Origin of the sequence: Streptomyces sp. CA-142005, from assembly GCF_050942335.1 — a bacterium.
In the GTDB taxonomy this organism is placed as follows: Bacteria; Actinomycetota; Actinomycetes; order Streptomycetales; family Streptomycetaceae; genus Streptomyces.
The window spans coordinates 5,101,719-5,115,460 of record NZ_CP192078.1; the positions used below are offsets into that span (position 1 = coordinate 5,101,719).

The 13,742-nt window shown below is 70.5% G+C and carries 10 protein-coding genes; 6 read left to right on the forward strand and 4 right to left on the reverse strand.

Going from position 1 to position 13,742, the window contains the following annotated elements; all coding sequences use genetic code 11:
* Window positions 1-4 precede the first annotated feature (4 nt).
* Both ACQPXS_RS23995 and ACQPXS_RS24000 read left to right on the forward strand, forming a co-directional pair.
* The gene (locus ACQPXS_RS23995) at window positions 5-907 is read left to right on the forward strand and encodes an LLM class flavin-dependent oxidoreductase (protein WP_433451324.1); all 903 of its coding nucleotides are present in this window, start codon (window positions 5-7) and stop codon (window positions 905-907) included.
* A gap of 71 nt (window positions 908-978) precedes the next feature.
* Window positions 979-1,866 (forward strand): HAD hydrolase family protein, encoded by an 888-nt coding sequence (locus tag ACQPXS_RS24000; RefSeq protein ID WP_433451326.1) that lies wholly within the window; start codon window positions 979-981, stop codon window positions 1,864-1,866.
* A gap of 91 nt (window positions 1,867-1,957) precedes the next feature.
* On the opposite strand, the gene cydD is transcribed toward ACQPXS_RS24000, so the two are convergent.
* From cydD to ACQPXS_RS24015, 3 genes are read right to left on the reverse strand one after another with little or no spacing between them, the layout of a single operon-like run.
* Entirely contained in the window at window positions 1,958-5,506 is a 3,549-nt protein-coding gene (gene cydD / locus ACQPXS_RS24005; protein ID WP_433451327.1) for a thiol reductant ABC exporter subunit CydD, read from the reverse strand.
* A gap of 59 nt (window positions 5,507-5,565) precedes the next feature.
* Window positions 5,566-6,585 carry a cytochrome d ubiquinol oxidase subunit II gene (gene cydB, locus ACQPXS_RS24010; RefSeq protein ID WP_433451328.1) on the reverse strand — a complete coding sequence of 340 codons (1,020 nt, stop codon included), beginning with the start codon at window positions 6,583-6,585 and terminating at the stop codon, window positions 5,566-5,568.
* 15 nt (window positions 6,586-6,600) lie between these two features.
* Window positions 6,601-8,109, reverse strand: coding sequence for a cytochrome ubiquinol oxidase subunit I (locus ACQPXS_RS24015; RefSeq protein ID WP_433451329.1), 1,509 nt, complete (start codon window positions 8,107-8,109; stop codon window positions 6,601-6,603).
* A 209-nt stretch (window positions 8,110-8,318) separates the two neighbouring features.
* Between ACQPXS_RS24015 and ACQPXS_RS24020 the strand changes: the two genes are divergently transcribed.
* Window positions 8,319-8,705: a cyclophilin-like fold protein gene (locus tag ACQPXS_RS24020; RefSeq protein ID WP_433451330.1), complete on the forward strand. Its 387-nt coding sequence runs from the start codon at window positions 8,319-8,321 to the stop codon at window positions 8,703-8,705.
* A gap of 13 nt (window positions 8,706-8,718) precedes the next feature.
* Here ACQPXS_RS24020 and hisC read toward each other — a convergent pair whose 3' ends face one another.
* Window positions 8,719-9,798 carry a histidinol-phosphate transaminase gene (gene hisC, locus ACQPXS_RS24025; RefSeq protein WP_433451331.1) on the reverse strand — a complete coding sequence of 360 codons (1,080 nt, stop codon included), beginning with the start codon at window positions 9,796-9,798 and terminating at the stop codon, window positions 8,719-8,721.
* 430 nt (window positions 9,799-10,228) lie between these two features.
* On the opposite strand from hisC, the gene ACQPXS_RS24030 reads away from it, so the two are divergent.
* From ACQPXS_RS24030 to ACQPXS_RS24040, 3 genes are all read left to right on the forward strand, one after another.
* Window positions 10,229-11,341 carry a LacI family DNA-binding transcriptional regulator gene (locus tag ACQPXS_RS24030; RefSeq protein ID WP_351802813.1) on the forward strand — a complete coding sequence of 371 codons (1,113 nt, stop codon included), beginning with the start codon at window positions 10,229-10,231 and terminating at the stop codon, window positions 11,339-11,341.
* 281 nt (window positions 11,342-11,622) lie between these two features.
* Window positions 11,623-12,681: a metallophosphoesterase gene (locus ACQPXS_RS24035; RefSeq protein WP_351802815.1), complete on the forward strand. Its 1,059-nt coding sequence runs from the start codon at window positions 11,623-11,625 to the stop codon at window positions 12,679-12,681.
* Window positions 12,682-12,861: 180 nt separating this feature from the next.
* The gene (locus ACQPXS_RS24040; protein ID WP_433451332.1) at window positions 12,862-13,725 is read left to right on the forward strand and encodes a hypothetical protein; all 864 of its coding nucleotides are present in this window, start codon (window positions 12,862-12,864) and stop codon (window positions 13,723-13,725) included.
* Window positions 13,726-13,742: the final 17 nt, after the last annotated feature.

Consider the following 13,742-nt stretch of genomic DNA (forward strand, 5'->3'; position numbering starts at 1 on the left):
ACCCATGAGTCTGCGTCTGAGCACCGTGATCCTGCCGTACCGCCGCTGGAGCGAGGGCGGCCGTTCGGCCTGGGTGCGGGCCGAGCAGCTCGGCTTCCACACGGCGTACACCTACGACCACCTGTCCTGGCGCAGCTTCCGTGACGGCCCGTGGTTCGGCGCGGTCCCGACGCTGACCGCCGCCGCTGCCACCACCGAGCGGCTGCGCCTCGGCACGCTGGTGACCTCGCCGAACTTCCGGCACCCGGTGACCCTCGCCAAGGAGCTGATCTCCCTCGACGACATCTCCGGCGGCCGGATCACCCTCGGCATCGGCGCCGGCGGCACCGGCTTCGACGCGACGGCGCTGGGCCAGGAGCCGTGGAGCCCGCGCGAGCGCGCCGACCGGTTCGCCGAGTTCGTGCCGCTGCTGGACCGGCTCCTCACCGAGGACGCGGTGACGCACGAGGGCCGCTTCTACTCGGCGCACGAGGCCCGGAACATCCCGGGCTGCGTGCAGCGACCCCGGCTGCCGTTCGCGGTGGCGGCCACCGGACCCCGCGGCCTCAGGCTCGCCGCGCGGCACGGCCAGGCATGGGTGACCACCGGCGACCCGAAGCTGTACGAGAACGGCACCCCGGAGCAGTCCGTCGAGGCCCTGCGCGGGCAGATCGCCAAGCTGTCCGAGGCCTGCGCGGACGCCGGGCGGGACGTGACCGGCCTCGACAAGATCCTGCTCACGGGCTTCACCCCCGACCGCGCCCGGCCGCTTCAGTCCGTGGACGCCTTCGTGGACTTCGCCGGCCGCCACCGGGAGCTGGGCTTCACCGAGATCGTGATCCACTGGCCCATCCCGGACTCCGACTTCGCCGCGGACGAGAAGGTCTTCGAGCAGATCGCCATGGAAGCCCCCGCCCAGCTGGACTGATCGGTACGGCAGCGAGGCTCGACGTCATGTGTGTCTCATCTGTGCGGAGTTCCGCACGGCCGTGCGGGCATATGCGCGAGAATGACCGGGTGACCTCAGCGACCAGACAGCCCGGGACCCCGTCCGCCGCCGTACGGCCGCGGCTGATCGCCACCGACCTCGACGGCACCCTGCTGCGCGACGACAAGTCGGTCTCCCCGCGGACCGTGGCCGCGCTGGCCGCCGCCGAGGAGGCGGGCATCGAGGTCTTCTTCGTCACCGGCCGCCCCGCCCGCTGGATGGACGTCGTCAGCGACCACGTGCACGGCCACGGCCTGGCGATCTGCGGCAACGGCGCCGCCGTCGTCGACCTGCACGGCGGCCCCGGCGCCCACCGCTTCGTGAAGGTACGCGAGTTGGCGCGCGAGAACGCCCTGGACTCCGTACGGCTGCTGCGCGCGGTGGCGCCCGGCACGGTGTTCGCGGTGGAGCAGACGTACGGCTTCCACCAGGAGCCGGCCTATCCCAAGCTGCACATGGAGATACCGGACAACCTCCTGCCCGCCGAGCGCCTCCTCGCCCCCGACGGCCCGGACGCCGACCAGCCCGTGCTCAAGATCCTGGCCTACCATCCGGATCTCGACCCGGACGCCTTCCTCACCCTCGCCCGGCTCGCGATCGGCGGCCGGGCCAACGTCACCCGCTCCAGCCCCAGCGCCCTGCTGGAACTGAGCGGCCCCGACGTCTCCAAGGCCAGCACGCTCGCCCTGTGCTGCGCCGAGCGGGGTATCTCGCACGAGGAGGTCGTCGCCTTCGGCGACATGCCCAACGACGTCGAGATGCTGACCTGGGCCGGCCAGTCCTACGCGATGGGCAACGCCCACCCGGACGTCATCGCCGCCGCGTCGGGCCGTACGGTCGCCAACAACGAGGACGGCGTCGCGGTCGTGATCGAGCAACTGCTCGACGAGAGCATCTGAGGCACCGCCGAGCCTGCTGCGGTCCTCGCCGAGCGCTTCGGCCCGCCGCCTCGGGTTCCACGGAAACCGGGGCGGCGAACCGTGGTCACCGTCACCGCACCCCGACCAGCGACTCCGCCTCGGCCTCCCGCCGCGCGAGCGCCCGCAGCGGCCCGTCCACCGCGAGGAGCTCCGCGTAGGTTCCTCGCTGCACCGCCCGGCCCGCGTCGAGCACGATCACCTCGTCCACCGCGTCCAGCCCCGCCAGCCGGTGCGTGATCAGCAGCGTCGTACGGCCCTCGGTGGCGGCCAGCAGATCCGCGGTCAGTGCGTCGGCCGTCGGCAGGTCCAGGTGCTCGGCGGGCTCGTCGAGGACCAGGACGGGGAAGTCGGCCAGCAGGGCGCGGGCCAGCGCCAAACGCTGCCGCTGACCGCCGGACAGCCGGGCCCCGTGCTCGCCGACCAGCGTGTCCAGGCCGTCGGGCAGCCCGTCCACCCAGTCCAGCAGCCGGGCCCGGTCCAGCGCCCGGCGCAGATCGGCCTCGGTGGCGTCCTTCCTGGCCAGCAGCAGGTTCTCGCGCACCGAGCTGTCGAAGAGATGCGCGTCCTGCGCGCACAGCCCGACGAGTCGCCGTACGTCGTCACCGGCCAGCGCGTACGCGTCCACACCGGCGAGCGTGTACGAGCCCTCCTGCGGGTCGAGGAAGCGCAGCAGCACCTGGGCGAGGGTCGTCTTGCCGGCGCCGGACGCCCCGACCACCGCGATCCGCCGCCCCTCCTCCAGGGTGAGATCGAAGCCGGCCAGCGCGTCCTGCCGCTGCCCCTCGTACCGCGCGGCCAGCCCCTTGACGACCACGGGGAACGGCGAGGCGGGCGCCTGCCGGGGCCGCTCGGGCTCGCGCACGGGCTCCGGAGCGTCCAGCACCTCATGGACACGCTCCGCGCTCTGCCGCACCCGCTGCCGGTGGCGCACGGCGAGCGGCAGTCCCAGTACGCCTTCGAAGGCGGCCAGGGGAGTGAGGACGACCACGGCCATCGCCACACCGCCGAGCCGGCCCGCTGCCACCGCCTGGGCACCGAACAGCGCGGCCGCCGTGACGGTCAGGCCGGACACCAGCGCGGTGAGCCCGTCACCGAGCGCGGTCACTGCGGCGGCCCGTGAGGCGATCCGGGTGAGGGTGCCGTCGGCTCGCCGGGCCGCGTCCGTACGGGCGGGCAGCGCGCCGGCGACCGTCAGCTCGGCGGTGCCGGTGAGCAGATCGGTGACCCGGGTGGCCAGGGCGCCCCGGGCCGGGGCCAGCCGTCGCTCGGTCCGCCGGGCCACGGTCGCGGTGACCAGCGGGACGCCGACGCCGGCCGCCACGAGGCCCGCCGCGAGGGCGGCGCCGGCCTCCGGGAGCAGCCAGGCCGTGAAGCCGACGGAGGCGGCGGAGACGACGAGGGCGACCGACGTGGGCAGCAGCCAGCGCAGCCAGTAGTCCTGGAGCTCGTCGACGTCCGCGATCAGCCGGGTGAGCAGATCACCGCGCCGGGCGTTCCGCAGCCCCGCAGGCGCCAGCCGCTCCAGCCGCCGGTACACGGCGACCCGGGTGTCGGCCAGCATCCGCAGCACGGCGTCGTGCGACACCAGCCGCTCGGCGTACCGGAACACGGCCCGCCCGATCCCGAAGGCCCGCGTGGCCGTCACGGCCACCATCAGATACAGCACCGGAGGCTGCTGCGACGCCCGCGAGATGAGCCACCCCGAGGTCGCCATCAGCCCGACCGCACTACCGAGCGCGAGGCTGCCGAGCACCAACGCCCACACCAGCCGCCCGCGCCGCGGCCCGGCAAGCGCACGCACCCGGGCCAGCGCACGCCGGGACCGCACCGAGGCCCCCGCGACCGGGCCGCTTTCCGACGGCCCGCGCAGACCCGTCGTCGAGCCGATCTCCCCCTGCTCCGGCCGAGCCCGCTCCGACCCACCATCCAGCCGGTCCAGGGGACGGAGCCCCCTGGAAAGGCGGCTCCAGCTCGGGACGCTCGACAACTCCGCGCTCTCCAGCCGCACCACTCGGTCCGCAACCTCCAGCAGGGCCGGCCGGTGCACCACCAACAGCACCGTTCGGCCCACCGAAAGCTTCCGCACCGCCGCCACAATCTCCGCCTCCGTGCCCCCGTCCAGCGAGGCCGTCGGCTCGTCCAACAACAGCACGGGCCGGTCGGCGAGAAACGCCCGGGCAAGAGCCAGCCGCTGCCGCTGCCCCGCCGACAGCCCGGCCCCGTCCTCCCCGAGCACGGTCTCCGCCGCCTCGGGCAACGCGTCCACGAACTCGAGCGCACCGGCGTCCCGCAGCGCCCGCCGTACGGCACGGTCGTCCGCATCGGGCCGAGCCAGCCGCACGTTCTCCGCAATGGTCCCGGCATACAGATGCGGCCGTTGCGGCACCCACGCGATCCGCGACCGCCACGCCTCCAGATCGAGTCCGGCCAGGTCGGCTCCCCCGACCTGCACCCGCCCCTCGCTGGGCGAGACGAACCCGAGCAGCACGTTGAGCAGCGTCGACTTGCCCACCCCGCTCGGCCCCACCAGCGCCACCGTCTCACCGGGCTCGACGCTGAACGACACATCCGTCACGGCGTCCACCGAACGACCGGGGTAGCGAACAGTGACCCCCTCGAAGGCCACAGCGCCAGACGGCACCGCGCCCGTGCCGGACGCCGGAACCGGCGTCTGCAGCACAGTGAAGATCTCCTCCGCAGCAGCCAGCCCTTCCGCCGCCGCGTGGTACTGCGCACCGACCTGCCGCAACGGAAGGTAGGCCTCGGGCGCCAGGACGAGAATCACCAGGCCGATGTACAGATCCATGTCACCGTGCACGAGCCGCATGCCGATCGTCACCGCGACCAGGGCGACCGACAGCGTGGCGAGCAACTCCAGCGCGAAGGAGGAGAGGAAGGCGATCCGCAGGGTCCGCAGGGTGGCCTGCCGGTACTCGCCGGTGATCCGGCGGATGGACTCGGCCTGCGCCTTGGCCCTGCCGAACACCTTCAGCGTGGGCAGTCCGGCGACCACGTCGAGGAAGTGCCCCGACAACCGCGACAGCAGCCGCCACTGACGGTCCATCCGGGACTGGGTGGCCCAGCCGATCAGCATCATGAAGAGCGGGATGAGCGGCAGGGTGCCGACGATGATCGCCGCCGACACCCAGTCCTCGGTGACGATCCGCGCCAGCACCGCGACCGGAACGACCACCGCGAGCCCTAGCTGTGGCAGATAGCGCGAGAAGTAGTCATCGAGGGCGTCGACCCCGCGCGTGGCCAGCGTGACCAGCGAACCGGTGCGCTGCCCGGCCAGCCACTCGGGACCGAGCGCCGCCGCCCGGTCGAGGAGCCGCCCCCGCAGTTCGGACTTCACCGCCGCGCTCGCCCGATGGGCGGCGAGTTCGGTGAGCCACGCGACGATCGACCGACCCACGGCCACGGCGGCCAACAGCAAGAGGGGCGTGCGCAGTTCGGTGACGGACTGCCCGTGCTGGAACGCACCGACGACGACTTCGGCAATGAGCATCGCCTGGACGATGACCAGCCCCGCGCCGACGGCCCCCAGACCGACGACCGCCACGAGGAAGAAGCGCGTGGCGCGGGCGTAGCGCAGCAGACGTGGATCGATTGGTTTCACGTGAAACGTGCCCTTCGGCCCAGAGGGTGTGTTTCATGTGAAACACACCCTCGACGGACTCAGTGCGCGGCGCCGGCCGCAGCATCGGGAGCGATGTGCTGCGTGCCGATCCGCTTGCGGAAGACCCAGTAGGTCCAGCCCTGGTAGAGCACGACGAGAGGCGTGGCGATGGCCGCCAGCCACGTCATGATCTTCAAGGTGTAGGGGCTCGACGAGGCGTTGGTGACCGTCAGGCTCCAGTCCCCGTTGAGCGTCGACGGCATGACGCTCGGGAAGAGCGACAGGAAGAGCATCGCCACGGCGGCGACAATGGTGACGCCGGACAGCGCGAACGCCCATCCCTCACGCCCGACCTGGTTGGCTGCCAGCGCGCCCACCAGCGCGGCGACCGCTACGACGAGAGCCACCAGGCTCTTGCCGTCACCACTGTCGGCCTGCGTCCACAGCAGGAAGCCGACCGCCACGACGGCAGTGACGAGACCGACCCACAGTGCCAGCTTCCGCGCCCGCACCCGGATGTCCCCCACGGTCTTGAGCGCGGTGAAGACCGCTCCGTGGAAGGTGAACAGGGTGAGCGTGACCAGGCCGCCGAGCAGGGCGTAGGGGTTGAGCAGGTCCCCGACGCTGCCGACGTACTCGAAGTGCTGGTCGATCTTCACACCCCGCACGATGTTCCCGAAGGCCACGCCCCACAGGAACGCCGGGATCAGCGAGGTCCAGAAGATGGCCGTCTCCCAGTTGCGCTGCCAGTTCTCCTCGGGCCGCTTGGCGCGGTACTCGAAGGCGACGCCCCGGACGATCAGGCAGACCAGGATGACCAGCAGTGGCAGGTAGAAGCCGGAGAAGAGGGTGGCGTACCACTCGGGGAACGCGGCGAAGGTCGCGCCGCCTGCCGTGAGCAGCCACACCTCGTTGCCGTCCCAGACGGGCCCGATGGTGTTGATCAGCACCCGGCGCTCCGGTCGGTTGCGGGCCAGCAGCTTGGTGAGGATCCCGACCCCGAAGTCGAAGCCTTCCAGGAAGAAGTAGCCGGTCCACAGGACGGCGATCAGGACGAACCAGACGTCGTGAAGTTGCATGACTGTCCCCCTGGCCTAGTACGAGAAGGCCATCGGCTTGTCGGCGTCACGGGTCTCGCCGCCGATCTTCGTGGGCGGGTTGAGGTCGGCCTCGGTCAGCTCGGGCGGGCCTGCCTTGACGTACTTAGCGAGCAGCTTGACCTCGACCACGGCGAGGATCGCGTAGAGCGAGGTGAAGACGATCATCGAGGTGAGGACCTCGGCCTGGGAGACACCGGGGGAGACCGCGTGCCGGGTCTGCAGGACGCCGTAGACGGCCCACGGCTGGCGGCCCATCTCGGTGAAGATCCAGCCCCAGGAGTTGGCGATCAGCGGGAAGGCCAGGGTCCAGGTCGCGATGCGCCAGTACCAGGGCGTGAGCTTGGGGCTGAGCGCCTTGTTCTTGAACAGCACCAGATGCGGCACCTCGTCCTCGCCGACCCGCAGATGCTGCGGCAGCATGAACTTCTTGCGGGTCAGCCACAGTCCGGCCAGGCCGATGCCGAAGGAGGCCATACCGAAGCCGATCATCCAGCGGAAGCCCCAGAAGGCGACCGGGATGTTGGGCCGGTAGTCGCCCGGGCCGAACTTCTGCTGCTCGGCCTTGTTGACGTCGTTGATGCCGGGGACGTACGAGGTGAAGGAGTCGTCGGCGAGGAAGGACAGCAGGCCCGGGATCTCGATCGCGACGGTGTTGTGGCCCTTCTCCACGTCGCCGTAGGCGAAGATCGAGAACGGTGCCGGCTTCTGGCCGTCCCACAGCGCCTCGGCGGCCGCCATCTTCATCGGCTGCTGCTTGAACATGACCTTGCCGAGGGTGTCGCCGCTGACCGCGGTGAGCAGACCGGCGATGACCACGGTGACCAGGCCGAGCCGCAGCGAGGTCTTCATCTCGCGGATGTGCTTCCTGCGGGCCAGGTGGTAGGCGGCGATGCCCACCATGAATGCGCCGCCGGTCAGGAAGGCCGCGGACAGGGTGTGGAAGGCCTGGCTGAGGGCGGTGTTCTGGGTGAGCACGGCCCAGAAGTCGGTCAGTTCGGCACGGCCCTTCGCCTTGTCGATCTTGTAGCCGACCGGATGCTGCATCCAGGAGTTGGCCGCGAGGATGAAGTACGCCGACAGGATCGTGCCGATCGAGACCATCCAGATGCAGGCCAGGTGGATCTTCTTGGGCAGCTTGTCCCAGCCGAAGATCCACAGGCCGATGAAGGTGGACTCGAAGAAGAACGCGATCAGTGCCTCGAAGGCGAGCGGGGCGCCGAAGATGTCACCGACGAAGCGGGAGTAGTCCGACCAGTTCATGCCGAACTGGAACTCCTGCACGATGCCTGTGACCACACCCATCGCGATGTTGATCAGGAAGAGCTTGCCCCAGAACTTCGTCGCCCTGAGGTACTTCTCCTTCTCCGTGCGCACCCAGGCCGTCTGCAGCCCGGCCGTGAGGGCGGCCAGGGAGATCGTCAGCGGGACGAACAGGAAGTGGTAGACGGTGGTGATGCCGAACTGCCAGCGCGCCAGTGTCTCCGGCGCCAGAGCCAGGTCCACGTCGTCACTCTCCTTACTACGCCGTGGTACAGCGGCGATACGCCCCGTCTGTCACGTACATACGAGGCAAACGGGACGCGCTTGTGAACGCGTTCACATTCACAAGCCATTATGACGTACCGATTTTCGGTCCGGTAGGGCGGGGTGGCCCTCCTGCCGCAACGTCAAGACCTTGGCAGCGACTTCAACATCTTGTTGAATTGCGCGCCATGCAGATACGCATCTCCTGGCCCGCGGGAAACATCACCGCGACCCTCGACGCAGACACCCCGACCACGCAGGCCCTCGCCAAGGCGCTGCCTCTCACCTCCAGTGCCTGCACATGGGGCGAAGAGATCTATTTCGACACAGGTATCGCTGTTTCACGTGAAACGGATGCCCGGCAGGTCGTGGAGCCGGGCACGGTGGCCTTCTGGACGGACGGCGACGCGCTCGCCCTCCCCTACGGCCCAACACCGATCTCGCGAGGCGGCGAATGCCGCCTCGCGAGCCCGTGCAACGTTCTTGGAAGCCTGGACGGGGATGCCCGCATTCTGGCGACCGTACGGAACGGCGACCCCATCCGTGTGGAACGTGTGGAACTGATCGACGAGTAGAGCCCGCGCCGGGCTACAGCTCCTTGCGGAACGCCTCCGCCACCTTCAGGAAGATGTCGTTCGCCTCGGTCTCGCCGACCGTCACCCGCACACCCTCGCCCGGGAACGGCCGGATCACCACGCCGTGCTGCTCACAGGCCTGAGCGAACGCGACCGTGCTCTCCCCCAGCCGCAGCCAGACGAAGTTCGCCTGCGTCTCCGGCACCGTCCAGCCCTGGGCGCGCAGCGCGTCGACCACGCGCGTGCGCTCACACACCAGCGAGCCGACCCGTCCGAGCAGCTCGTCCTCGGCCCGAAGCGAGGCGATCGCCGCTTCCTGTGCGAGCTGGCTGACACCGAAGGGCACCGCCGTCTTGCGCAGGGCCGCCGCGACCGGCTCATGGGCGATCGCGAAACCGACGCGCAGCCCCGCGAGCCCGTAGGCCTTGGAGAACGTGCGCAGAACGCAGACGTTGGGCCGGTTCCGGTACAGCTCGACGCCGTCGGGCACCTCCGGGTCGCGGATGAACTCGCGATAGGCCTCGTCCAGCACGACCAGGACGTCGCCGGGCACCCGGTCGAGGAACCGCTCCAGCTCGGCCCGCCGCACCACCGTGCCCGTCGGGTTGTTGGGGTTGCAGACGAAGATCAGACGTGTCCGGTCGGTGATCGCGTCCGCCATCGCGTCCAGGTCGTGCACATCGCCGGGCGTGAGCGGCACCTGCACCGACCGGGCCCCACTGATCTGCGTGATGATCGGATACGCCTCGAAGGACCGCCAGGCGTAGATCACCTCGTCACCGGGACCGCTGGTGGCCTGGATGAGCTGCTGGGCGACACCCACCGAGCCGGTGCCGGTCGCCAGGTGGGAGACCGGGACGCCGAAGCGCTCCGACAGCTCGGCCATCAGCCCGGTGCACGCCATGTCCGGGTAGCGGTTGAAGTCGCAGGCGGCCGCCGTCACGCTCTCCATCACGCCGGGCAGCGGTGGGTACGGGTTCTCGTTGGAGGACAGCTTGTAGGCGACCGGCCCGCCGGCCGCGGCGGGCTTGCCCGGCTTGTAGGTGGGGATACCCTCCAGCTCGGCGCGCAGCTTGGGGCTCGTCTCGCTCACCGCAGTCCTCCTCGCGACCACCGGCGGACCGTCGACGCCGCCGGCTTCCAATACTCCTCACCTTATGAGGATTCGGCCCCGGTGCGTACAGGTGGCGGCCCCGCAAAACGAGGACCAGGTCCACCCCGGCGCCATCCCAGGGCATCACCGTACGAAGGCGTACGTTTCAGGGGCGCGCCGTACATATATCTACGCGCCGGTGGCTCGCGCCGTAGCGCGCATCACCCGTGCAGGTGAGTTGAGACCTCTTCGAGACATCCGGCACTTGGCAGGTCCATACGCGCCACTACGCCACGTCCTGGCGCAGGATCGTTCAACTTCCTGTATTTCCAAGGCAGTTAACGCCGTATGACCATGCAGAAACGTGCCTGTCAACGCGTGCATATGCGTCCGCACTACCCCACCGCATGAGCCCTACTATCGGCTCGCCATGACAGCAGCAGGGAAGCACCAGGTGAGCCGCGCGGAAACCTCACGTCGAGGCAGCCGGCCGGGCCGGGCGGGCATCAGAGACGTGGCCGCCGCCGCCGGAGTCTCCATCACGACCGTCTCCGACGCTCTCAACGGCAAGGGCAGGCTCCCGGATGCCACCCGGCGCCATGTCCGTGAGGTCGCGGACCGGCTGGGATACCGTCCCTCCGCCGCCGCCCGCACGCTCCGTACCGGCAAGTCGGGTCTGATCGGTCTGACCGTGACGACGTACGGGGATGAACCTTTCACCTTCACGGAGTTCGCGTACTTCGCCGAGATGGCACGGGCCGCCACCTCGGCCGCGCTCGCCCGCGGCTACGCCCTCGTGATCCTGCCCGCGACCTCCCGCCACGACGTGTGGTCCAACGTCGCCCTGGACGGCACGGTGGTCATCGACCCCTCCGATCAGGACCCGGTGGTCAGCGAGCTCGTCCGGCAGGGACTGCCCGTCGTCTCGGACGGCCGCCCGGCCGGCTCGCTGCCGGTCACCGCCTGGGTCGACAACGACCACGAGGCGGCCGTCCTCGGCATCCTCGACCACCTCGCCGCCGCCGGCGCCCGCCGCATCGGCCTGCTCACCGGAACGACGACGGACACGTACACCCACCTGTCCACCACCGCCTACCTGCGCTGGTGCGAGCGGGTCGGCCAGGACCCGGTCTACGAGGCCTACCCGGCGCACGACCCGTGCGCGGGCGCCGTGGCCGCCGACCGGCTGCTCGCCCGCCCCGACCGGCCCGACGCGGTCTACGGCCTGTTCGACCCCAACGGCACCGACCTGCTCGCCGCCGCCCGGCGCTACGGGCTCCGCGTCCCCGACGACCTGCTGCTCGTGTGCTGCAGCGAGTCCATGGTGTACGCCAGCACCGAGCCGCCCATCACCACGCTCTCCCTGAAGCCCCGCCGCATCGGCACCGCGGTGGTCCAGCTCCTCATCGACGCCATCGAGGGCGTGGAGTCGGACCAGCCGGTCGAGCAGGTGATACCGACCGAGCTGATCGTGCGCACCTCCTCGCAGCGGCGTCCGCCTCGCACGACGGTCAGCCCCCCACGGTCGCCGGACGGCAGATAGCGCCGGAAAGCGGGGTGCTCACCCCGTGCACCCACCTGCCGAGAGAGGGGGCTCGGCGGGCCGGTGGCCGGCGGGCGTGGTGTTCGGCCGGTGCAGAGTCGGCCGAACACCTGACCAAACGGGGCGAAAGCCGCGGTGAACTGGCGTCTTGTTCCGATTCACCACCCCTGGGTCATCACACGGCGCGACGCGCATTCCTATGATGGGCCCACGACACCGCGGACCGCTGCGACCAGGCAGTCCGAAGGGGTGCAGAGGCGGCGCGATGGTGGAGGGGTCTGATGACTCAGGGGGCCGGTCAGGGACCCGAAGTGGAGCGGACGGCGACGCTGCGCGACTTCCGGGTACCTGCGTACGTCCACACCGCCCACCCGGGCGACACCGCACCGCCCGCCGACCCGGCGTACCCCGACGACTACACACCCACCCAGCGCGACCTCCCGGTCATCAACCGCACGGAGACGGTCCAGGTCCCCGTCGAGCCGGCACCCGCGACCCCGGCCCCGCAGCCCGCGACCGGGCCCGGACCGCTGTTCGTCGTCGGAGACGTCCACGGGTACCTCGATGAACTGATGGCCGCACTGCAGGCGCAGGGGCTGATCGACGCCTCCGGCCAGTGGTGCGCCGGCACCACCCGGCTGTGGTTCCTCGGCGACTTCACCGACCGCGGACCGGACGGCATCGGCGTCATCGACCTCGTGATGCGGCTGTCCGCCGAGGCCGCGGCGGCCGGCGGCTACTGCAAGGCCCTGATGGGCAACCACGAGCTGCTGCTGCTCGGCGCCAAGCGGTTCGGCGACACCCCCGTCAACTCCGGCGCGGGCACGGCCACCTTCCAGGCGGCCTGGCTGCTCAACGGCGGCCAGAAGACCGACATGGACCGCCTCCAGGACCACCATCTGCAGTGGATGGCCCGCCTCGACGCCGTCGAGGAGGTCGACGGCTATCTGCTCGTGCACTCTGACACCACCGCCTACCTCGACTACGGCGACTCCATCGAGGCGGTCAACGACACCGTCCGCGAGACCCTCACCCGCAACGACGCGGACGAGTGCTGGGATCTGTTCCGCAAGTTCACCAAGCGCTTCTCCTTCCGCGACGAGGGCGGCGCCGACGCCGTGCGCTCGCTCCTCGATACGTACGGCGGCACCCGCATCGTTCACGGTCACAGCCCGATCCCCTATCTCCTCGGCGAGGTGGGCTCCGAGGACGGCGAGGAGGGCACCGGTCCCGTCGTGGAGGGCCCGCACGTGTACGCCGACGGGCTCGCCATCGCGATGGACGGCGGGGTGACCATGGCCGGAAAGCTACTCGTCCGGCAACTCCCCCTCGCCAACTGACCGTTCCGCGAGCGGGCGCCTCCGGCGGAGTGCCCGCAGGCCGATGGGCAATTTCCGGCAACCCCCTGTCACCGTGTGCCGTGACGGCTCTACCATCGGCTTATCCGTAGCAGGCTCCCCTCCGTTTCTGCCCGACGGCTCGCCGGCGTGCGAGCCACAAGCCCTACGGAGCATCGGGGGATGCACATGAACAGCGTTCCGCAGCACCTGCAGAGCGAGGACCGCCAGGAATTCGAGCGGCTCCTCGATGAGGCGCTGCGCTCCGCACCACAGCGACCGGAACTGGCCGCTGTCGGACAGCGGCTCAATCCCGAACAACTGCGCACCATGGCGCTCAACGCCACCGCACTGATAACGGCCGCCGCGGCGGCCGAATACCAGCACTATGTGAAGATCCGCCAGGAACTGCGTCAGCCGGCGATGACTCCCTCGGCCTCCGGTGAGTCCGCCCCCACGGACCAGAGTTCGGCCATCCCAGGGCTCGTCAGCAGTCTCGGTGAGGCCGCCGAGAGCACCGGCGCGGGTGCCGTCGCGGTCATCGCCGTACTGGCTCCCGTCCTCTCCGGAACCGCCGCGGCGATCTTCCTGCTCGTCGGATACATCCTGCGGACGCTCAGCCCCGGACAGGCCTTCGCCCAGACCATGCTCACCGCCGGGTGGGTGTTCGGCGCGGTGACCGCGGCCACGATCCTCCTGGCCGCGGTCGGACTGCTCCTCACCGCCCTGCGCAACGGCAACTCGCCACAGGCCCGGGCGCTGGACGCGGCGCACCGGGAACTGGACAGCGCCAGAGAGGCCTGGCGGGCCGCCCTCCTGGAGCGCGGCATCCTGCCGTTCCTCAGGGAGGCACTCGCCGAGCCCCGACCAGCGGCTCCCCTGCACCACACGACCCCACCCGCCCCGCGCGGCCGCATGCCCCGTCTGGGGTACGACCGCCCCGGATTCAGCAGCCCCGACGACGGCTCCCAGTCCGGCCGGCCGAGCTTCACCAGCCCGGACTACACGAGCCCGGACTTCGGCGGCCCGGAACACCAGCCCGAGTAGCCCCACCGGCAGCCCGG

Excerpts from the sequence above, each read along its gene's own strand:
- ACQPXS_RS23995 (WP_433451324.1), top strand. The coding sequence starts at position 5 with ATGAGTCTGCGTCTGAGCACCGTGATCCTGCCGTACCGCCGCTGGAGC.
- cydB (WP_433451328.1), bottom strand. The coding sequence starts at position 6,585 with ATGCAACTTCACGACGTCTGGTTCGTCCTGATCGCCGTCCTGTGGACC.
- ACQPXS_RS24020 (WP_433451330.1), top strand. The coding sequence starts at position 8,319 with ATGCAGATACGCATCTCCTGGCCCGCGGGAAACATCACCGCGACCCTC.
- ACQPXS_RS24035 (WP_351802815.1), top strand. The coding sequence starts at position 11,623 with ATGACTCAGGGGGCCGGTCAGGGACCCGAAGTGGAGCGGACGGCGACG.
- ACQPXS_RS24030 (WP_351802813.1), top strand. The coding sequence starts at position 10,229 with ATGACAGCAGCAGGGAAGCACCAGGTGAGCCGCGCGGAAACCTCACGT.
- ACQPXS_RS24040 (WP_433451332.1), top strand. The coding sequence starts at position 12,862 with ATGCACATGAACAGCGTTCCGCAGCACCTGCAGAGCGAGGACCGCCAG.
- ACQPXS_RS24000 (WP_433451326.1), top strand. The coding sequence starts at position 979 with ATGCGCGAGAATGACCGGGTGACCTCAGCGACCAGACAGCCCGGGACC.